The organism is Vulcanisaeta sp. EB80, assembly GCF_002078205.2.
Window position 1 is genome coordinate 13,578 of the sequence record NZ_LCWN02000013.1, and the last position, 20,092, is coordinate 33,669.

17 protein-coding genes are annotated in these 20,092 nt (G+C 43.4%); 12 read left to right on the forward strand and 5 right to left on the reverse strand.

The window, feature by feature from the left end; translation table 11 throughout:
• Positions 1-57: 57 nt before the first annotated feature.
• Together cca and B7L70_RS03870 are read right to left on the reverse strand one after the other, a co-directional pair.
• Positions 58-1,428: a CCA tRNA nucleotidyltransferase gene (gene cca, locus B7L70_RS03865; protein ID WP_081226578.1), complete on the reverse strand. Its 1,371-nt coding sequence runs from the start codon at positions 1,426-1,428 to the stop codon at positions 58-60.
• A 37-nt stretch (positions 1,429-1,465) separates the two neighbouring features.
• Positions 1,466-2,863, reverse strand: coding sequence for a hypothetical protein (locus tag B7L70_RS03870; protein WP_081226579.1), 1,398 nt, complete (start codon positions 2,861-2,863; stop codon positions 1,466-1,468).
• Positions 2,864-3,029: 166 nt separating this feature from the next.
• On the opposite strand from B7L70_RS03870, the gene B7L70_RS03875 reads away from it, so the two are divergent.
• The 7 genes from B7L70_RS03875 to B7L70_RS03905 all read left to right on the forward strand — a co-directional run bounded on the left by B7L70_RS03875 (position 3,030) and on the right by B7L70_RS03905 (position 10,042).
• Positions 3,030-4,145, forward strand: a complete 1,116-nt coding sequence (locus B7L70_RS03875; protein ID WP_081226580.1) for a sugar phosphate nucleotidyltransferase — start codon at positions 3,030-3,032, stop codon at positions 4,143-4,145.
• A 39-nt stretch (positions 4,146-4,184) separates the two neighbouring features.
• Complete coding sequence (locus B7L70_RS03880) at positions 4,185-4,661, forward strand: 30S ribosomal protein S13 (RefSeq protein ID WP_081226581.1); 477 nt, start codon at positions 4,185-4,187, stop codon at positions 4,659-4,661.
• 176 nt (positions 4,662-4,837) lie between these two features.
• Positions 4,838-5,332: a GNAT family N-acetyltransferase gene (locus tag B7L70_RS03885; RefSeq protein ID WP_081226582.1), complete on the forward strand. Its 495-nt coding sequence runs from the start codon at positions 4,838-4,840 to the stop codon at positions 5,330-5,332.
• A gap of 19 nt (positions 5,333-5,351) precedes the next feature.
• Positions 5,352-6,041: a ribosome biogenesis protein gene (locus B7L70_RS03890; RefSeq protein ID WP_081226583.1), complete on the forward strand. Its 690-nt coding sequence runs from the start codon at positions 5,352-5,354 to the stop codon at positions 6,039-6,041.
• A 53-nt stretch (positions 6,042-6,094) separates the two neighbouring features.
• Positions 6,095-7,930, forward strand: coding sequence for a glutamine--fructose-6-phosphate transaminase (isomerizing) (gene glmS, locus B7L70_RS03895; RefSeq protein WP_081226584.1), 1,836 nt, complete (start codon positions 6,095-6,097; stop codon positions 7,928-7,930).
• Positions 7,931-7,935: 5 nt separating this feature from the next.
• Positions 7,936-9,123 (forward strand): sugar phosphate nucleotidyltransferase, encoded by a 1,188-nt coding sequence (locus tag B7L70_RS03900; protein ID WP_081226605.1) that lies wholly within the window; start codon positions 7,936-7,938, stop codon positions 9,121-9,123.
• A 7-nt stretch (positions 9,124-9,130) separates the two neighbouring features.
• The gene (locus B7L70_RS03905; protein ID WP_081226585.1) at positions 9,131-10,042 is read left to right on the forward strand and encodes a hypothetical protein; all 912 of its coding nucleotides are present in this window, start codon (positions 9,131-9,133) and stop codon (positions 10,040-10,042) included.
• Positions 10,043-10,053: 11 nt separating this feature from the next.
• On the opposite strand, the gene B7L70_RS03910 is transcribed toward B7L70_RS03905, so the two are convergent.
• Positions 10,054-10,974 carry a DNA polymerase sliding clamp gene (locus tag B7L70_RS03910; RefSeq protein ID WP_081226586.1) on the reverse strand — a complete coding sequence of 307 codons (921 nt, stop codon included), beginning with the start codon at positions 10,972-10,974 and terminating at the stop codon, positions 10,054-10,056.
• A 166-nt stretch (positions 10,975-11,140) separates the two neighbouring features.
• On the opposite strand from B7L70_RS03910, the gene B7L70_RS03915 reads away from it, so the two are divergent.
• Positions 11,141-12,409, forward strand: a complete 1,269-nt coding sequence (locus B7L70_RS03915; RefSeq protein WP_081226587.1) for a DUF1743 domain-containing protein — start codon at positions 11,141-11,143, stop codon at positions 12,407-12,409.
• Between the two features lie 177 nt (positions 12,410-12,586).
• Here the strand turns inward: B7L70_RS03915 and B7L70_RS03920 are convergent, their stop codons facing one another.
• Positions 12,587-13,348, reverse strand: coding sequence for a trehalose-phosphatase (locus B7L70_RS03920; protein ID WP_081226588.1), 762 nt, complete (start codon positions 13,346-13,348; stop codon positions 12,587-12,589).
• A gap of 63 nt (positions 13,349-13,411) precedes the next feature.
• On the opposite strand from B7L70_RS03920, the gene B7L70_RS03925 reads away from it, so the two are divergent.
• The 3 genes from B7L70_RS03925 to B7L70_RS03935 all read left to right on the forward strand — a co-directional run bounded on the left by B7L70_RS03925 (position 13,412) and on the right by B7L70_RS03935 (position 16,581).
• Positions 13,412-14,605, forward strand: coding sequence for an aconitase X catalytic domain-containing protein (locus B7L70_RS03925; RefSeq protein WP_081226589.1), 1,194 nt, complete (start codon positions 13,412-13,414; stop codon positions 14,603-14,605).
• Between the two features lie 120 nt (positions 14,606-14,725).
• Entirely contained in the window at positions 14,726-15,166 is a 441-nt protein-coding gene (locus B7L70_RS03930; protein WP_081226590.1) for an HAD family hydrolase, read from the forward strand.
• Between the two features lie 11 nt (positions 15,167-15,177).
• Positions 15,178-16,581 (forward strand): hypothetical protein, encoded by a 1,404-nt coding sequence (locus tag B7L70_RS03935; RefSeq protein WP_081226606.1) that lies wholly within the window; start codon positions 15,178-15,180, stop codon positions 16,579-16,581.
• On the opposite strand, the gene B7L70_RS03940 is transcribed toward B7L70_RS03935, so the two are convergent.
• Positions 16,523-17,311, reverse strand: a complete 789-nt coding sequence (locus B7L70_RS03940; RefSeq protein WP_081226591.1) for a type II CAAX prenyl endopeptidase Rce1 family protein — start codon at positions 17,309-17,311, stop codon at positions 16,523-16,525. The genes B7L70_RS03935 and B7L70_RS03940 overlap by 59 nt on opposite strands.
• Positions 17,312-17,451: 140 nt before the next feature.
• Between B7L70_RS03940 and B7L70_RS03945 the strand changes: the two genes are divergently transcribed.
• On the forward strand, positions 17,452-20,073 hold the full coding sequence (locus tag B7L70_RS03945) for a DNA-directed DNA polymerase I (protein WP_081226592.1): 2,622 nt from the start codon (positions 17,452-17,454) through the stop codon (positions 20,071-20,073).
• The last annotated feature ends 19 nt before the right edge of the window (positions 20,074-20,092 follow it).

Genomic DNA, 20,092 nt, shown 5'->3' on the forward strand with positions numbered 1-20,092 from the left:
TAGTCCTGTGGTGCTTTAAAAAAATATCGCTTATGAAAAATTGAGAGATAACACTATTCACGTTAACCACCAAGGACGCGCATAAATGAATTCCTCAACCACACCTCTCTCGTTTGGACTTAATGTGGTTAGGTCATCTAGTGATTTAATGGTTATGTACTCAACACGGCTTATTGAATTCTTCAAATTCTTAAGTGATACCATGGGTATTATATGCTTTATTGCATCTATTGCGTTAAGAATCTTTCTGCTTCTAATTACATACCACCGAGACCCCCTAATAAAGGGGCCGATAACGCTTGGGTCGTTAACGTACTTCCTCACGAAGTTCTCAACAGCCTCTGAATCAACATAGGGACCCTTATGTAACTCGTATGGCGGTAACTCGAGTTGTTCGAGGGTAAGCATCAGCAATATAATGCTTTTATCATCACTCCAACTCATTGAGCGAATAATCCTAAAATCAAGTTCCCTAAGGTTCTTAATGAGCGTCGCCATTAGTCTCTTCACCTCACCCCAAACCACATCTGGCGATGTACCATTTGGGTATGGAATCCTCAATATGACCGTCGGTAACACCCTAAGAGGTTTTGGCCTTGCATGGTTGCTGAGGAAGAAGTCAATTCGTGGGTTCTTAATGAACTCCTTAGCCGCGGCTATCGCCATTGCCAGAGTCTCCCTACTAATTGATGCGGCAGCATTTCGGTTTGGATCCACTGGGTCTATTATTATGACTGGCGACTTGAATTTACGTATAGCATCTCTCTCATTGTATGTACCAGTCATATCTATGAACACGCGCTTCACAGACCACCTACTCATAGCCTTCACAGTATCCGTGAACGAGCCATAGTGAATCACCAATAGTTCGCTGACGTAGCCACTGAAGCCCTGTACCCTAATCTCGGCCCCATAAACGCCGATCGCCTTGAAGAACGCCTTTAGTAGCCTAACCTCTGTGTTCCTTTGCCCTAACCTTGATTTGACAAAATCTGTATGTAGTGGCGTCCTATCAGCTGCTGTAAAGGGTTTTTCACCTGGATTTATGCGTATACACGGTACAACGTCTATCTCGAAACTATCAATTAATAATTGAATGTAGGGATGCTGCGCATACCTAATGTTCCACCTAAAACCCTTGTCTATTGCCACATCTATCAAGTCATTAATGACATTGCCACTTCTAACCTTATCAACATAACCTCTTGGAAGAATTATGAATATGTCAATGTCCCTATCCCCAGGTAACCAGGTGCCTTTGGCAACAGAACCTTGAATTGTAACATCGAAATCGTAATATCCACGCCTTGCCAATCCATCCCTTAGGGTATTTACCACCATGTTTGCTATATTGAATATCTTACTCTCCTCCTCGACGCTCGGCGTTACAATGCTCATCGCCTCCTTAATTATCTCATTAATGCCCATTAAGATGAGCAGTGCTGTGCTGTATAAAAACCACTTCTCAATTGCCCAGCATACTTTCGAGTCTAGCCTTTACCTTTAATAATAAATCCCTTATTTCATTCATGAAATCCTCGTCGGTTATGAAATTACGTAGCTCCTCTATCATTTCATCAACGTCCATATCCACCGGATTCAATCCTAAACCTGCCAGGTAGGCTAGTATTTCGAGCGCTGCATCCTCACCCAAATTTTCATCCCTAACTATGTCTATTAACACCTTACTTGTTATGTACAGTTTAAGCGTGTTTACGTCAGTATTTAATGCATGTGCTATTTTCTCATGATCACCCCCACGAAATTCATTAATAAGGGATTCAAAGCTACCATATCTCTCCCTAACCACGTTATCAAAATACTGATTCACGGCCTTAACGTATTTCGAGTATATCCTTACCGCATCCTCAATCTCATTAATACCATCCAAGGCACCTTTGTATGCCATAACTGCGCCTTCCGTCGTTAATTCATCAATTAAACCCTCACTTATGAGATCTAGGAACTTGTCACCAGCCTCCTCGTAAGTTCTCCAATCACCCTCCTCAATGGCTTTACATAGTAGGTAAAATGCTTCACATAAATCACCCTTCATCTTAACAACATCCCAATAACTCTCACCCAGGTTTCCACCACTTAGTACATCCCTGCAGGCATTATAGTACTGCATTGCCCTCGATATGTCACCATGGGTGAAGTAATAGTTGGCTAGTACCTCTGATGAGTCCATCATGCTTAAGACCTCATTAGCCCTCGCCTCATCAACACCAACAGCCTCCCTGAAGTTTATGACCGATGATGCATACAGCTTCGACGCCTCCTCAATTACCCTCCTCTCATCATCATGCTTACCCTCATCATGTAGTCTCATTGCCTTAACCCTGAGATCCTCAGCCCTAGCTATCTTAGACATAGCCTCCATAAACCGCGCCCTACTATCATTGCCTAAGCCCTCATATATCGCGGCAGCAGCACTAAACCTAGTAATTGCGCCTTCGTAAGCGGCAATTGAGTATAGGGCGATGCCCAGGGCTTCGTTTATTCTAGCACCTAATTCACCTTTGACGTTTATCTCTACACCCTCATCAATAGCCCTCACACCGGACTCTAGATCTAGGTCCATAACTGCTTGAATCAATGAAGGAACCTCGCTAAGCCCTATTAACCTAAGAACCTTAATTACACCATCCTTAATACTACCATAATCTAGATCCTTAATGACCGAGTAATCATTAACACTTAACGAGCAGGAGGTGTCACCACATGTTGCGGAATTTCTAAAGGCGCTATTAACAATTAGCTCCTTAGGTACGTAACCCCTAACCATATTAATGAGTATTGACGCTACAGAATTTACAATACACTCATGCTCCCAATGGCATTCATCGGGTATACTAACCATAAAACATCAACCTCTAGGCAGCTTGCTTACTTATTAATACTTAGCCCTCAACACGAAATATCGAACCCCTAATGGCGGTGTAGTAGGTAAAACCTCATTGTTGACGGGTAGATACCTACACCACGATCTAGTAAAATTAATATTATCTAATGTTGTAAGTGATTATATGGGTAATTACGATGTAATAATCCTAGCCGGTGGATTAGCGACTAGGTTAAGACCCCTTAGTTATTCCCGCCCAAAGCCGCTGTTACCGATACTCGATAAGGAGATAATTGATTGGATAATGGAATCAATAACCAAAATACCGTTGAACAGGGTCTTCATATCAATAAGGTACATGGGCGACCTAATTAGGGAGCACATGGAGAGGGTTTGGGTTGACTTTAAGGATAAGTTGGTATTTGTAACGGAGGATAAACCCCTGGGTGATGCTGGACCAATATCACTAATAAACGATATGTATGAATTAACGGATACGTTCCTCGTGATCTATGGAGACATATTCAGCAATATAGATTCTAAGGAATTAATCAACTTTCATGAGAAGGTTGGCGGCATCGCGACAATAACACTCACGAGAGTTGAGGATGTCTCTCGATACGGCGTTGCGCAACTAGACGAAAATAATAAGATAATTAATTTTATTGAGAAACCTAAACAATACGTCGGTTCTAACCTAATCAACGCTGGCTTCTACGTATTCACTAAGGAAGTGATTAAGTTAATACCGAGGAATCCATCAGGTCAGGTAAAGCTTGCCGTGGACGTAATACCCAAGTTGCTCAGGCTTGGTGAGGTGTATGGCTATATACATAATGGGCTTTGGTTCGATATAGGAACGCCCGAGGATTACCTAAAGGCGAACTTCAAGGTACTAATGGAAAGGTGCATAAATAATAATGGTTGCATAAATACTGATTTACCATCATCCATCACCCTCCAGCCGCCCATTTACCTAGGCCCTGGTGTTACGGTAGGTAGCAACGCTGAGGTAGGGCCTAACGTAATTATTCATAGCAATACGAGGATTGGGAATACGGTTAGGATAATAAACTCACTTGTGTTCGAGAGATCCTCATTATGCGATGGCGCCTATATATCGGGTAGTATAATTGGTAGTAATACGTATGTGGGTAAATGGGTTAGGATTGAGGATGGCGCCGTGATTGGGGATGGCGTTTATATAAAGGATTCCGTGTACATAGCCAAGAACACCAAGATCGGCCCATATAGGGAGATCATGGAGTCCATATATAGGGATGGCGAGATCATCCCTTGAAATTAAAATTTAAATACCGGCTCAGGGACTAGGCTTCGAATGTCACAGGAGATTAGGCAGATAGTGAGGATTGGGGATACGGATTTGGACGGCTTTAAGCCAGTAGCCTATGCATTAACTAAGATAAGGGGTATCGGTATATCAACCGCATACGCCATATGCAGGTACATTGGCGTGAATCCAACAATTAGGTTGGGACAGCTTGATGATGAAACAATCAGGAAGCTTGATTGGGCGGTCAGGAACCTATACCAATTCGCGCCTGGGTGGTTTGTGAATAGGCCAAAGGATCCAGAGAGTGGTAGGAACATGCACCTAATTGGTGCTGACCTGGTGCTTGCGGCTAAGAAGGATGTTGATTTAATGAAGAAGTTAAGAAGCTGGAAGGGCATTAGGCACAACCTGGGGCTTAAGGTTAGGGGCCAGAGGACCAGGACGACTGGTAGGCTGGGGCTAACGGTAGGCGTAACTAAAGGTAAGACCGCTGGGGGAGCTGGTGGCGGTGGAAGTAAATAATTCAATCCTAATTCCATCCTTTTCATTCCATTCTCTAATTTATTATTTTATTGAATGCATAAGCTCTCATGTGTGTTTATCGTTATTTCTTTATATATTGTAGTTTGACTAGGTGCATTTTACACTCGAAGAGAAAGTAATTTAAAAGGATACGCAATGATGAATCATGATCAAGTATGAGCATCGCGAAACCATTAATTAAGCCTGAATTTAAGATACTTAGGCCCGATAATGAAAAGGAGGTTATTGATCTATATAACTCATTAAGCAGTGAAAGTATTTATTATAGGTTTAGGGGATTCTTTAAGGATTTCGAGAAATACGTTAGGTCCGTCTTCTCAGACTCACGTAATATCGTGTATGGAGCTTACGTCGATGGAAAACTCGTTGGTGTTCTAGAGGCTGTTTATCTAAGTGATGGATGTTATGAGGTGGCTATTGCCATTAGGGATAACTACCAGGGTAAGGGTATAGGTACGAGACTCGTAGCCTACGCAATAAATGACCTAAGGAGGAGAGATGCTAAGACATTGATAGCGAACACAACGCCAGATAATTACAGGATACTGGCAATATCGAGGAAGTTCCATGGCGTAATAAAGTGCATGTACGATGAATGCACCACAATATTTAATCTCCAGGCAATAAATGTTGATCAATTTTTAAATTAGCAAACAAAACAAAGCTTGCGTGGAACACCTAGTAATATTATTGATGGAGTCCTCACTTGAAACGATACCTAAGGAGCTATTGGGCGACCCAGTAATAATTAGGGATGCAAGGAGAATGCGTAGAGAACCAAGGTACTTGATTCTCGATAGAGCAAGACATCATAGTGCAATGATTAAATTAAGTAACGCTGAAAAGAGGGGTAGGCCCGATATTATCCACCAAGCGTTACTGACGATTCAGAGTAGTTTACTGGTACGTAATGGATTCATCAAGACTTACATACATACGATAGGTAATGTCATAATTGACGTGGATCCCGAAGTCAGGCCGCCTCGTAATTACAACAATTTCATAGGCCTTATGAGCCAATTATTTAAGGAGGGTAGGGTGCCGCCTGTGGGTAAACCCTTATTTAAGATATTAGGTGGTGATGTTAAGTATGTGTTTAATGCGGAGAGGCCTGATCGTAAGATTCTCCTTGATGATGTTAAGGGGAGGGAAATCACCATGGGTGATTTCATCAATTACTTAATGAGTTTCAGGGTGCCATTGATAATGATTGGTGGGTTTCCAAGAGGATCCTTTAGTGATGGCACCTACTCATTAGCTGACGATGTATTTAAGATTGGTAAGTACACGATGGATACCGCATCAATACTGTGTAGGATATTATCTTCCCTGGAGACTAGACTCGGCATTCTTATCTAACGCTGAAATACTTATTAATCTCTAAAGCCTGTTTTAGGGATAAGTGCCTACTCATGTGTGGTATTATTGGCATTACGTCTCTACAGGGCAACTTTAGGGAACCCATTGGTAAGGTGGTCAGGAGGTGCCTTGAGAGGTTGGAGTATAGGGGTTATGACTCTGTTGGTATAGCCGTAATTAAGGGCAGTAGTATAGAGGTTAGGAAGGGTAAGGGTAAGATTGCTGAGGTCAGCGTCAGGTTAAGCTTCGATGAGGTTGATGGGTTAACAGCCATTGGACACACCAGGTGGGCTACTCATGGTAAACCAAGCGATGAGAATGCACACCCACATACAGATTGCACGGGAAGAGTTGCCGTTGTTCATAATGGCATAATCTCGAACTTCTTAGAACTTAAGGAAGAATTGATCAGGAAAGGACACGTGTTTAGGAGTGAAACTGATACCGAGGTTTTGGCTCACTTGATAGAGGAGTATTTAAAGATGGGTTATAAACCATTTGATGCCTTCAAGGCTGCTCTTTCAAAAATACGTGGTGCCTACGCATTCGTTGTTGCCATGGCCCAGGAACCAAATAGACTGTATTTTGCAAGGAATACCTCACCGTTGGTTATCGGTATTGGCAATGGTGCCAACTTCATCGCCAGTGATATCCCAGCCTTTCTCGAGTTCACAAACACGGTCATTGTACTTAGAGATGGGGAGTATGGTTACATTGAGCCCGGCAAGGTCTATATTGAGAGGGATGGGTTACCCGTTAATGTGGAGGAGAGGATTAGGCTCATAAGTTGGACACCGGAGATGGCCAGTAAGGAGGGTTATCCGCACTTCATGCTTAAGGAAATACATGAGCAACCCATAGCAATCAACTCGACATTGGCGGGTATTGACGAGAAGGCATTTAATGAGGTAATTAACGCCATACTGAACTCCAGGAAGGTCTTCATCCTAGGTGCGGGTACTTCGTACCACGCCGGCCTCATTGGCGATTACCTATTCACCTCAATGCTGGGGCTTGACACGCATACTTTAATATCATCAGAGTACAAGAAGTACCTCAATTCCATTAGTGATGGGGATATAGCGATAGCAATTAGCCAGTCTGGTGAGACAATAGATACGTTAGTTGCCATTAGGGCATTTAGGGAGAGAGGTGCTAAGATAGTTGCTGTATCCAACGTGATCGATAGCGCAATACCTAGGGAGTCGAACTACGTAATATACACCAGAGCCGGTCCCGAGATTGGTGTTGCGGCCACGAAAACCTTCACGACACAACTCGTGGTATTAACAGTATTAGCCCTCAAAATGGGGATTGCCATGGGGAAGCTTACGAATAATGAGTATAGGGACATGATGGATTTGCTCAATAAGGTGCCCAACCTAGTCCAGGGTGTAATGGCTAGCGTCGAAGGTAAAGTTAAGGCTCTTAGTGGATACATAAGCAGGAAACAGAGTGCATATTACCTGAGTAGGGGTATTGGCGTCCCATTGAGTATGGAGGGTGCGTTAAAGTTGAAGGAGATAGCCTACATACATGCCGAGGCATACCCAGCCGGTGAGAGCAAGCACGGCCCAATAGCGCTGGTCGAGGGTGGGTATCCCGTCGTATTCTCGATATTAGATGACGATAACGTGGATGCCTTGCTCGGCAATGTAATGGAGATGAAGGCTAGGGATGCATACACAATAGGTTTAGTTCCTGAGAAGTACGTGGGCAAATTCAAGGAATTACTGAATGTAACCCTTGAGATGCCTAATATTGATTATAGGGTGGCCCCCATAGTGTATGTAGTCCCCATGCAGTTACTTGCGTACTATACAGCGGTTGCTAAGGGCTATGATCCAGATAAACCAAGGAACTTGGCGAAGACCGTTACTGTAGAGTGATAGCCATGGGCTACTCAAGGGAAGTAATTGGTGTGGTATTAGGTGGCGGTAAAGGCACTAATATGGAGCCACTGACACCGCACCTTGAGAAATCACTCATTCGATTACTCGGAAAACCGTTAATTTATTACCCTATAAAGAACTTGGTGCAACTAGGACTGAAGAGGATGTACGTAATTTCCCGAAATCCCCAGAGAATAAGTAACGAGTTGGGACGTTACTTTGAGGGAGTTTCTTTAGAGAGTATTGGGCAAGGTGGTGATGATCTAAATAGCGCATTGAAAATGGTGAAGGAGGTTTCCGGTAAAGGTACCACATTAATATCGTTTGGTGACGTAGTGCTGCCTCAGGAAGCTTATGAATTAGCGTTGAATAGTCACGTAAATTCCGGGAAGGCTATAACCGTGCTTATGACACCATTGTCAGATTTACAGGGGTATTTCGAGGTTGAGGTGGTCGATGGTGTCGTGATTAACAAGGTTTCAACGCATAAATCTGGTTATGCGTGGACAGGAATACTCGTTACCGAGAGGGACTTCTTAAACTCACTTTATGAGCTAGATGGCGATATTAATGGTGCGTTAAGATTGTTTAGAGGCAATGTTAATGTCGCACTATGGAGCGGGTGGTTTGTTGATGTCAGCTATCCATGGGACCTACTATCAGCTATTAAGTATTTATTAAGTGACTTGAGTGAGGCTAGGGTTAGTAAGGATGCCGATATATCACCAAAGGCTATGGTCGAAGGTCCCGTAGTAATAGATGCCGGTGCAAAGGTGGATCATGATGCAATAATTAGGGGGCCTGCGTACATCGGTAATGACGTTTATGTCGGTAATAATGCGATCATTAGGAACAATACATCGCTGGAGGAGGGCGCCGTTATAGGTGCTGACGCTGAGATAACGGAGTCACTCATTGGACGCAAAGCCACTGTAGGTAGGGGTTCATTCATAGGTAGCTCAATAATTGGTGATGAAAGCACAATAGAACCGGGTGTTGTTACACTAAACGTGTTACCCACCGGCGTTGAGGTGTCACACCTGTCGCCCGTTATTATTAAGGGTAAGCAGTTGGCAAAATTAGGCGCAATAGTTGGGCCGGGAACTAGGATAGGCGCCAACTCCGTAATATACCCAGGATCTATAGTTGAGGCAAATAAATACATACAACCACTTTCAATATTAAAGTAGCCCATTCATGATACACCTTGAGGTTTTTACATCAAGGAGGGATTACGTGTTAGCATTAGGTAAGGGCGTTGATGTAACGCCTAGGTGCGATTATATGCCTTGGTTATGGAACGCGTACGAGCTATTAGGCGTCACTGTCGATCAGTGTATTAATGATGAACCAATAATGAGGTATATAAGTATAAACAAGAGGCTACGAAGGGAGCGAAGCATAAAAGCCCTGCTTAATCTAAAGAACGAACTTACTAAGACTAGAGGTGAACTAAGGAAAAAATGCACCGATGAGCTGCTGTGTCTCTCAAATAGAATCTATGAATACTCAAGGGCGATAAATGCACTATATAGATACTACTTAAGGTTAAATGATCTAAGCCCCTTAGAAATCTCGAAACTATCGATCGCCCTCACCAGGTATAACTTACCTACCCTAGGTCTCGAAGTCTATGATGAGTTGCTTCGTTCGTCAACTCCCGATGAGCTGAAATACTTAACATTCTTGTCCATGCTTAATCCGATAGTATGGCCTACGCACATTACGGTAGATACGAAGGTACTACCCCACCTAAATTGGATCCTTGCGTACTTCGATGACCACTATCTAATACTCATCGTTAGTTTGGGTAGGGCTTACGTTGTTAGTGATTTAAACATTAATATCAATGGTGGGAGGTCCGTACTCAGTAATGATTATGAGGTTAGGAGCGTATCTAATGATCACGTAATTGCTAGGATTGAGTCGAGAAATGGGCATGGATTACTATTCATTGGTAATTGGAGTGCTCACGCTATTGAATTCTCTCTAGATTTTAAGCCTAGAGAGGGCTCTGTTAAGGGTATGTTCCTTGATGTAAACCTAACTCAGCTAGTGCCTATCATAATTCCTCCGCGGGATTATCTCTCCATTAAATACAGCGTCTAGGAATTATTTGATTAAGCAACCCTTGGTGCCAGGTAAAATTGCAATGACCCTATTGCGAAATCCATTGTTAACTTCAGCGGCTTATTATCGTCAAACTCTATGGTGACCGTATCACTCACCTGCCTCATGGGTCTAACAAAGTCCAGTAATAACTCTATGGCGTATGTCGAGTTATGAGATCCCTGAACCGAGTATTCATAAAATACCTCATCACTGCTCGTGTATGTGGTTTCTAGGGCCTTACCACCCTCACCCTCAGCAATTATTGAGAACTTACCCTCATCAACTACGAACTTCACGGAATCCGAGATCTCACCAGCAGCGCTTATTACGTCTAGAAATGCGTCCATGTCCATCCTAACCCTGACCGGGTACTCCAACTTGGGTTCCGGTACCTCCTCCTCCGCTATGTTAATTATTGGTATACCAAACCTTCTATAGAAACCACCCTCCTTACCCTTCTTGGTGTATATGGTTATGAAGAACTTGTTTTTACCCATGTCCACACCAAGCTCTACCTTATCTCTAGCTCCAATCCTCTTCAATATCTTCTTGACTAGGTCGAAGCTTATGCCTACCTTCAACTCCTTAGTGACGCTGTATTCCTCGAGACTTGAGCCTGGTATATTCAATATAATTAATGATACCTTGCTTGGATCTATCGACTTCATCTTAATACCTTCAGTATCAATCACGAAATTCGTTTCCTGGAGTAAATTGGCCAATGCCGTGAATACATACCTAAACTCCTTGCCCTTAGGGAACATTATCCTATAGTACTCCTCAGACTCAACAACACCACCTCCCTCAGCACCGCCCGCTTCTCCACCTAACTCCTCACCCTCCTCCTCAGTAGTCTCCTCTGGCTCTTCGCTCTCCTCCTCACCCTCCCCAGGATTCTCTTCCCTCTCTGGCTCCTCATCCTCAGGCATAGTTAATTAATCAAGGCATCCTAGTTTAAAAGGCTTTTATTGATCCAACCAGGGTAATTTTATTGCAAATATTGTCGCTGCCTTAGCGACCTTTGGAAATAGAAATGCTCAGCAATAAGCCTAGCTTAAAATACCTCCCTAAGGTAAGTAATTGGTGTAGTAATTAATGCCGTACCTAATCATGGGTATTGACGATATGGATGCGGAGGATGGTGGGTGTACAACGTACGTCATGTACTCATTCATAAAGTATTTGGTCAATGATGGTCTCGTAAATGACGTTATTGGGTTACCAAGGTTGACGAGACTTAATCCATATGTCCCGTTTAAGACAAGGGGCAATGCCTCATTATCCATAATCCTTAGGGTAGATAGTGAGGATGCAGCCAGGGATTACGTTGAATTAATGCAGGTCATTGCCGACCAAATGGTGAGGAGAACAGGCAAAACCAGCCCTGGTATTGCATATATAGTTGTCGATGATCTAGAGAAAATGCCTGATAGATTGACCTGGTTTTATGGAAAAAGCGTTAGGGATGTTGTTAACATGGATCTCGCACAGAGGGTTTCTGAGAAAGTTGGCGCGAAATTAATCGGAGGTAGAGGTACCATCGGTGCGTTGGCGTCGATAGGGTTTGTACCGAGGGACGCTACATACGAATTCATAGCCTATAGGAACGAGGATTCCGAGAGACCAACCATTGATGCCCAGGACGTTACCACCTGGGATACAGCAACTAAACCATTCACATTCCTTAACATTGATGGGACTCACGTACTCATAGAGCCTCATGGACCTGACCCCGTGCTGTTCGGTGTTAGGGGTGATTCTCCATACCACGTGATATCCATGGGCAATTACCTGGCTAATAAGTACGGTGCCATTGGCTGGATTGTGTATTTAACGAACCAGGGTACGGATGAACATAGAACCCACTCGGGCAGGTATATACCTTACAGGAACGTGGATGTTATAGGGATTATAGTTAGTGTAAGTTTTGATGAGTATGGTCACGCGCACATTAAATTGGGTAATGGAATGAGGGCAATAGCATACAGGCACCTGGGTATTTCTAAGGAGTTATCAAATTGCGTTGGTTGTCTCGTAGACATATGGGGTGGTGTAAAGCCCGGTGAGGAGAACACCATCTACGTAGAGGGCATAAGGGTATTGCATGACAGGGAGATTGAGATTACAAACCCCAGGTGTCCGAGGTGTGGTGGTCCCATGGAATCTCTGGGAAGGGTGGGAATCTTGAGGTGCAAACGATGTGGGTTTAAGGATAAATTACCCAGGGTTATCTCGGCAAGGAATAGGTGGTTCCTCATCAATCCGAGGGAGAGCGAGTATAGGCACTTGATGAAGCCCATCGAGCGAGTCGGTCTTGAGGGTCTTGCTCTCTATATACCTAAACCACTTCTATGGGTTTATTGATTACTATAGAGAAAGGTTTTTAATAGGCTCATTTTACGATGTCCAAGAGGAATTATGAAGCTCGAAGCAACAATCGAAAGTAGAGTTATGAACACACTTAAGGTGACCCTAAACGCTAAAGGTAGTGAGTACGAGATTAAGATTCAGCGGTTAAGTCGGTTAGTTCGGCTTCGGAAATTAATGAATCTTGGACTTTAAACTTGTTAATAAATAGTCAAGGAACTCCGGCAACTCCTCCTCACGCACCCAAAGCTTTACAGGTAATTCAAGGTTCTCGTTATACTTATGCCTTATACCGACGGGATACTCAACAACTTTCATGGCTGGTATATCGTTCTCAGAATCACCCATGTACATTATGGGACCCGTTATATTCATGAGCTCCTTAAGTTTGGTAACTGCATAGCCCTTATCGATTGGTATACCTGGATATATATCGATGAATGGGTGACCCTTGTATTTGATGACCCTAAAGCCTAGGTCCTGGGCCCTCCTTATTACGCTCTCAAGGGCATCCTTATTTATTGAACCTTTACGTCTCCAATCAATACTTAAACCACTTATTAATATACCGGCATGTTTCACCTCTAAGTAAGCGTTCCTCAAGCTATCAATACCTTGGATTATTTCTATTAATTCCCTAAATTTATCCTGCCAGTTGTGTAAATCCTCATGAATGTAACGCACATCCCCAACCCTAATTTCAAACCCGTAAGTACACGCCCATGCCTTGGCGAAATCGGTCCTTGGTATCAGGAAGTCACAATCCTTAGTACTAATTACTGCTATGGGTATGTACCTGCCTAATTCGACCAGTTTTTCGTAAACATTCGAGAGCGGTTTACTTAACTCCCTAGCAATATCTATTGGCGCTATCGTTCCATCATAATCTGTAAACACAGCCTCGACACTTCTTAACCAGTCAATCTCGAATTTCATACAGTCCCACAGAAAGTTGGCGCTAAATTAAGGTTTATTTTCCCGTTAAATGTTCGTGTATTGATGTACCTTGATAAGTATGAGGAGAGAATGTTACGTGGTGACTACGGGGACGTCATTGCAAAGGCAATGCAAGTCATTGTTAAGGTTGGTGAGGTATTAAAGGCGGATCGGCTTGTTGAGATAGAAACTGCGCATATCGCTGGTGTTTCATACCTAACAATAGGCGATCCAGGGCTTGAGTACCTCGAGGATTTAGCAGGATCTGGTGCTAGATTCCATGTATTCACTACTGTGAATCCCGTGGGTATCGATATTGCCAATAATTGGGGTATAGATGAGAAATTCGTAAGGAAGCAATGGGATATAATAAACGCACTCAGGTCCATGGGCGCAAGCCTATGGCTAACATGCGCACCCTACGAATACATGCGCCTAAGGCCTAGGACATACCATGCATGGGCTGAGTCTAATGCCGTAGCGTACATAAATGCTGTTTACGATGCATGGACAGAGAAACTTCCCGGACCTTTTGTGGTTTTATCGGCATTGGTTGGTAGGGTACCTAGGTATGGTCTTTACACAATCGAGAGTCGTATACCGACTCACGTGGTTAAGGTGAACCAGGATAAGGCTCTGGATAATCCATTAATTGCGGGACTCATTGGAAAGAGGATCGCTGAGGTTGTTGGTGATGGAAAACCATACCTAATCATTAAATCCAACTCCAACGCAATAATTAAGCAGTTATTGGCTAGTTATGCAACGTACTCACCCCACGCGTTCATGATAATAGGCGATTTAACGCCGAATTACCGTAATTACTTGAGCATGGCAGATAAACCCGAGGTAATAGAATTAGATGTTTCGGAGGTGATGAAGGACGCCGTGGTTCGAGAGGGAGATTTCGATGCCGTATTCCTTGGATGCCCTCATTACGGTATTGAGGAGATCACTGCAGTTATAAACTACGTAGGTGGTAAAGGGTGGAGAAGAGCTACAAAGCCTGTTTACATAGCTACAACACCCTTTGTCCTAAAGCAGTTAGACCCTAACATAGTGAGTAAGTTAAGGGAGTCAAACATACACCTGGTTCTATCAACATGCCCTGTAGTCTCACCATTCCTAAAGAGCGTTGATGTCAATAGGGTTTCTGTGGAGTCCGTGAAACAAATGTACTACTTACCTAAGATGGTTGGTATCAATTACGTGAGCTGCTACGGTATTGAATGCCTAGATGCTGTGTTCAACGGCTAGGATTATCATCATGAGACACGACATGATAAAGACAGAGCCCTAAAGGGAGGTAATGCATAAGTCTTTACTGAATGCTTAATATGGTGCTTTTAAAAAGGAGCAATTGTACTATACTATTTAATGAAGAGGGTCGTTTCGTTTGATATAGATGGGGTCTTAGTAAACTCGGAGGATAGATTAAGGATGTGCATTAAGGGTGATAATGGGGTTAATTGGGATTGCTTTCTCGACTGCGATAAATTACCCCTTGATAAACCGAAGCCTAGGATCATTGAGTACCTAAACTTCATTAGGAGTAGGGGGTTTGCCATAATAATAGTCACGGGCAGGAGGGAGTCTATGAGGGAATGCACAATTAAGCAATTAAACTCCTTCGGTGTATATGGTTTCGAGGGCTTGTTCATGAGGCCTGATGGCAATACGGAACCCGACCCAATCTATAAATCACGGATGATACGGAACTTATTAAGGGAATTCCACATACTCGTGCACTTCGATGATAACCCAAACACAGTAAGTACATTATTAAATACAGGGATTGATGCCGTAGTCATATCATAATCGGGATGCTCATGGCTAGGATTGGTATATTGAAGGTAAGGGGTGCGATGCCTCATTACGAGGAGTTGCCATTCAACATTTATGTAGACAGACCAGGAATGATTAGGGATCTCGATGCGTTGATAATTCCGCCAGGCACACTGGTGGAGTCCAGGGTTTTAGAGAGGTATGGTTGGCTAGGTAGGGAGGTTTGGGATTTCGTTGAGAGGGGTGGTACCGTGGTTGGTGTTTGCTCGGGAGTTCAATTTCTCTCCAAGAGCATTAATCTCAACGTCAGGGGTTTACCTGGCTATGTTGAAGGACTTGGTGTGTTAAACATATCCCTTGAACCATTGATTGTCACAGGACCTGTTCTGGTTAAGGTAATTAATGAGTCATGGGCGACGAGGGGTCTCGTTAATACGGAATTGGGTGGTTGGCAAGCCCATACCTACGGCAAAATCAACGTATTAAACAACGACGTACAAATTGATGGAGTATCCACAATAACTAGGTACAACTATAGAAATGCTACGTTGGAAACACCTACCCTGGTGTCCTCAAGAAAGTATAGAGTGTTTGGTACGATGGTTCACGGAATCCTAGGCCCTAATTCGCCCATAAGTAAGAATCTATTTAATGAACTAGGCATTCACGATGAGCGTATAATTAGGGAATACTATAAATTAAGTGATGAGAGAGCTTGGGCGCCACGTGAGGATGCTCCAAGGATTCCAAGAATTATTACCGTGGCCTCCACAATGACGGGTGAGGGCAAGACATTACTGACCAGCGCACTGGTGCATTGCTTGAGTAGGGAGGGTTATTACGTGGGTGTTGCCAAGCTTGGTGGTGATATTAGGGATTTACACCCAAGCCTCTATGTGCTCAAGAGACCATTCAAACCCTGGATGAGTATAATGCTTAGATGGGACGATAAGGCTTTAGGTTGGGTAGGGTGGCGTGAAGCCCTGAGCAATGCCGCAGGCTTAGGCCTTGATTACTTGGTGGTGGAGGGTGTGATGGGGTTATTAACGGGTAGCTCGAGGGATTCTGAAGATGTGTTTTCATCAACTATTGGCTTCATAAAGCAGGTAGGTACTGATGTTATATTGATTGCCTCAGCTGCTTATGATGGTGTGGAAGGCGCGATCTTCAGGTTGAGGTCTTACATTAAGGAATTGATGGGAATTGGTAGAAAACCAATCATTGCGGTATTGAATAATATGTATCATGGTACCCATGAAGATGAGGAGGTGGTTAGGTTTAGGAGGGAGCTGGAGGGCTTATCGATACGGTTAATGACTATAGATGCTTTGCCTATTTCCTCAAAGCCCGAGGAATTAATTGACCTGGGTGATTACGAGGAGGCTGCGGTTAAAATATCAGAGGAATCATTGTGTGAGCACCTAATAGGGTCGTTGGGTCAATCATAAATTCTATTGATAAGTAATCATTTATCCAGTGTATGATTATGTCAGGTATGATGTTGCCTGTAATGACATAAATAAACCCTGAAATTATGCCGTAAATGAGTATGTATGCTAGGATTGAAAGAAGGGACACCAGGTTGTTTATTCCGTACACCGCCAGGTAAACGGGTATGTGGGCTAGCGTGAAGTATACGGCACTCACGATTATCGCAGGTATTGCATTAATTATTGGCGATTTACCATAATCCCTAGGTAATAACCTATTTAGAATAAAACCTCTAAACACAACCTCCTCACTAATCGCTATTGGGTATAACGTGTATATGAGGGTAAGCATGTTAGGCAGTGAAATTCTGGGTATCACGGATAATGGTAACAACCCACTTATTAGGAACCAAGCCACTGCCAGGGTGATGACCGCAGGTATTGTCACTAAACCAAGGGTGGGTCTCCACGAGAAACCAAGCTCCCTACCCAAACCACGTAACCTACCTCTATGAATAATAATCAAAGCCGCAATTACCACATATAGGTATGGGGCTAGGTCACCAAGTAAGTATGTTGAGATGAGGCTCAGCGGGTTACTTAATGAACTAACTAGTGTTTGCGTTATTGATGTTGCTATGTCATATCCTCCCGTTGGTATATAGGGCATGTAGGTTATGAACACAGGTATGACTATTGCTATTATCAATATTGTTGGCCAGATGATGTCGCCAAAATACCTACCCATCACCGCACGATAAGTGCTTGGCTTAAAATTCCTACTCTCAACATTAATCGCAATTAAGGCTTATATTCAATAATCGGTAGTACTGGTTGGGGTGGGGCGACGGCTTAATAAACCAAGTTGATACTAGATTAAAATGAGTAATGAAGGCTAGGGATATTGAGGAAGAGGAGGAGGAAGAGGAAGTTGAGGAGGAAGTTGAAGAATTGGAAGAGGAGGAAGAGGAGATCTCAATAAAGGCGGAAACACCACAAAATACGCCACCGTCAATCGTACTTGCCGTGACTTATGATGGGAAGGTTGGTAAGGCGTTGGTTAAGTTGTACGATCCCGTTAATGACCGGGTTTACTTCTGGTATGATAATACGGGCCATAAGCCATACCTACTCACTGACGTAAAACCTGAGGAATTAATTACTAAATTCACCAAGGTAATACTTCACCCTGGATTCAGCCATTTAGAGGCTGTGGAGAAATACGACGCATTGAATGATAGGAAGGTTATACTCACAAAGATTTGTGCTAAGGATCCGTTAAGTATTGGTGGCAAGGCTGATTCAATCAGGGAGTTATTACCAAAGACCTGGGAGTCGAGGATTAGGTATCACCTTTGCTACATATTCGATAATGAGATAATACCCGGCATGTTTTATAGAATTGAGGATGGAAAGTTAGTCCAGGTACCCATTGAGGTGCCTAGCGAGGTTGAGGATTTCGTTAAGAAGCTCTATGCTAACGACCCAGACTTCCTTGAGGAAGCCAGTAGGTGGATACCCCTGTTCCAGGCACCCGTACCGAGCATAAAGAGGTTATCGATCGATATAGAGGTATTCACACCACAGGAGAATAGGGTGCCCAATCCCAGGGAGGCTAATTACGAGATAATCTCGATAGGGTTGGCAGGTAGTGATGGCTTAAGGAAGGTACTCGTGCTTAGGAGACCTGGTATGGAATTGAGACCTGAGGATTTAGATGAGTTACTTTATGATGATGTTGAGGTTGAGTTCTTCAATAATGAATATGATATGCTTAGGGAGTTCTTCTCAATACTGCTTCAATACCCAATACTGATAACATTCAACGGTGATAATTTTGACCTACCGTATATATACCACAGAGCCTTAAAGCTGGGGTTTAAGAAGGAGGAGATACCAATCACCATTAGGAGGAATGAGGCTTCCATAGCCCTTGGCGTGCACATTGACCTATACAAGTTCTTCAACATAAGAGCAATCGAAGTTTACGCCTTTGGTGGTAAGTATAGGGGTTTGGATAGAACACTTGATACAATAGCCCATGCCATAGTTGGCATGTCAAAGTTGAACAGGGAGAAAACAGTCTCCCAGATGACTTATGTCGAATTAATAAACTATAATTTCAGGGATGCATTCCTTGGGCTCTACCTAACCACCTACGACGATAACCTAGTACTGAGATTAATAATACTGATGTCCAGGATATCAAAGACACCACCAGACGACTTAGTGAGGAGCCAGATTTCTGCGTGGATAAGGAACATGCTTTATTACGAACATAGGAGGAGGGGGTGGCTAATACCTGAGAAGGAAGACATAATCAAGAACAAGGGCGAAGTGGCTACCAAGGCCATTATTAAGGGTAAGAAGTACGCAGGCGCCATAGTTCTTGACCCAATGCCCGGGATATACCCGAACGTCTACGTACTAGACTTCGCCAGCATGTACCCCTCAGTCATAAAGAGGTGGAACATATCGTATGAAACTGTCAAGTGCCCGGATGAGAAGGCAAAGAACAACAAGCCAATACCAGAACTACCCCATTGGGTATGCAACGATAGGAGGGGCTTGACTGCATTAATCGTGGGACTACTCAGGGATTTGAGGGCATATGTCTATAAGAGACTTGCTAAGACGGCACCTAGTGCCGTACTTAAGAGCTACTATAACGTAGTCCAAAGCGCATTGAAGGTTTTCATAAACGCATCCTACGGTGTCCTTGGCGCCGAAATATTCCAATTGTATTGTCCACCTGCCGCTGAGTTAACGACGGCACTTGCTAGGTATGTACTATCAAGAACCGTGCTTAAAGCCCTGGAGCTTGGGTTAGTACCCATATATGGCGATACGGATAGCCTCTTCATATGGAACCCAAGCGAGGAAAAGCTTAAGGAGTTGATTGATTGGGTTGAGAAGGAGTTCGGAATAGAAATTGAACTCGATAAGGTCTACAGGTTAATTGCCATGAGTGGAAGGAAGAAGAACTACGTTGGCATATTGAGTGATGGCGAACTGGACATAAAGGGCTTGGTTGGGAAGAAGCGCAATACGCCTGATTTCGCGAAGGACGCCTTCAATGATGTACTACGATTGCTCTCTGACATAAGAAGTCTTGATGATGTTAATAAGTCAATAGAGGAGGTTAGGGATAAGGTGAGGGATTACTATAGGAAACTACAGAGGAGGGAGATACCACTCAATAAGCTGGCAATAAGGACGGCCTTAACTAAACCCCTCGAGTCGTACACCAAGAACACACCGCAGCACGTGAAGGCCGCATTACAGCTTAAGAACTTGGGATATAAATTGGGGCCTGGTGACATAATAATATATGTAAAGACGACAGGTAAAGACGGTGTTAAACCAATACAGTTGGCTAGGATTGATGAGATAGACCCTAATAAGTACATTGAATACCTAAGGACGTCCCTGGAGCAGGTCCTTGACGCCTTTGGAATAGAGTTTGAGAGTATAATGGGTTCGTCGATAATCGATAATTACTCATCATGAAAGGAGTAAAATCAAGACA

Coding starts and splice junctions, on each gene's coding strand:
- B7L70_RS03870 (WP_081226579.1), bottom strand. CDS start 2,863: ATGGTTAGTATACCCGATGAATGCCATTGGGAGCATGAGTGTATTGTA.
- B7L70_RS03925 (WP_081226589.1), top strand. CDS start 13,412: ATGTACCTTGATAAGTATGAGGAGAGAATGTTACGTGGTGACTACGGG.
- B7L70_RS03910 (WP_081226586.1), bottom strand. CDS start 10,974: ATGCCTGAGGATGAGGAGCCAGAGAGGGAAGAGAATCCTGGGGAGGGT.
- B7L70_RS03900 (WP_081226605.1), top strand. CDS start 7,936: ATGGGCTACTCAAGGGAAGTAATTGGTGTGGTATTAGGTGGCGGTAAA.
- B7L70_RS03945 (WP_081226592.1), top strand. CDS start 17,452: ATGAAGGCTAGGGATATTGAGGAAGAGGAGGAGGAAGAGGAAGTTGAG.
- glmS (WP_081226584.1), top strand. CDS start 6,095: ATGTGTGGTATTATTGGCATTACGTCTCTACAGGGCAACTTTAGGGAA.
- B7L70_RS03920 (WP_081226588.1), bottom strand. CDS start 13,348: ATGAAATTCGAGATTGACTGGTTAAGAAGTGTCGAGGCTGTGTTTACA.
- B7L70_RS03930 (WP_081226590.1), top strand. CDS start 14,726: ATGAAGAGGGTCGTTTCGTTTGATATAGATGGGGTCTTAGTAAACTCG.
- B7L70_RS03935 (WP_081226606.1), top strand. CDS start 15,178: ATGGCTAGGATTGGTATATTGAAGGTAAGGGGTGCGATGCCTCATTAC.
- B7L70_RS03880 (WP_081226581.1), top strand. CDS start 4,185: ATGTCACAGGAGATTAGGCAGATAGTGAGGATTGGGGATACGGATTTG.
- cca (WP_081226578.1), bottom strand. CDS start 1,428: ATGGGCATTAATGAGATAATTAAGGAGGCGATGAGCATTGTAACGCCG.
- B7L70_RS03885 (WP_081226582.1), top strand. CDS start 4,838: ATGAGCATCGCGAAACCATTAATTAAGCCTGAATTTAAGATACTTAGG.
- B7L70_RS03875 (WP_081226580.1), top strand. CDS start 3,030: ATGGGTAATTACGATGTAATAATCCTAGCCGGTGGATTAGCGACTAGG.
- B7L70_RS03905 (WP_081226585.1), top strand. CDS start 9,131: ATGATACACCTTGAGGTTTTTACATCAAGGAGGGATTACGTGTTAGCA.
- B7L70_RS03940 (WP_081226591.1), bottom strand. CDS start 17,311: ATGGGTAGGTATTTTGGCGACATCATCTGGCCAACAATATTGATAATA.
- B7L70_RS03915 (WP_081226587.1), top strand. CDS start 11,141: ATGCCGTACCTAATCATGGGTATTGACGATATGGATGCGGAGGATGGT.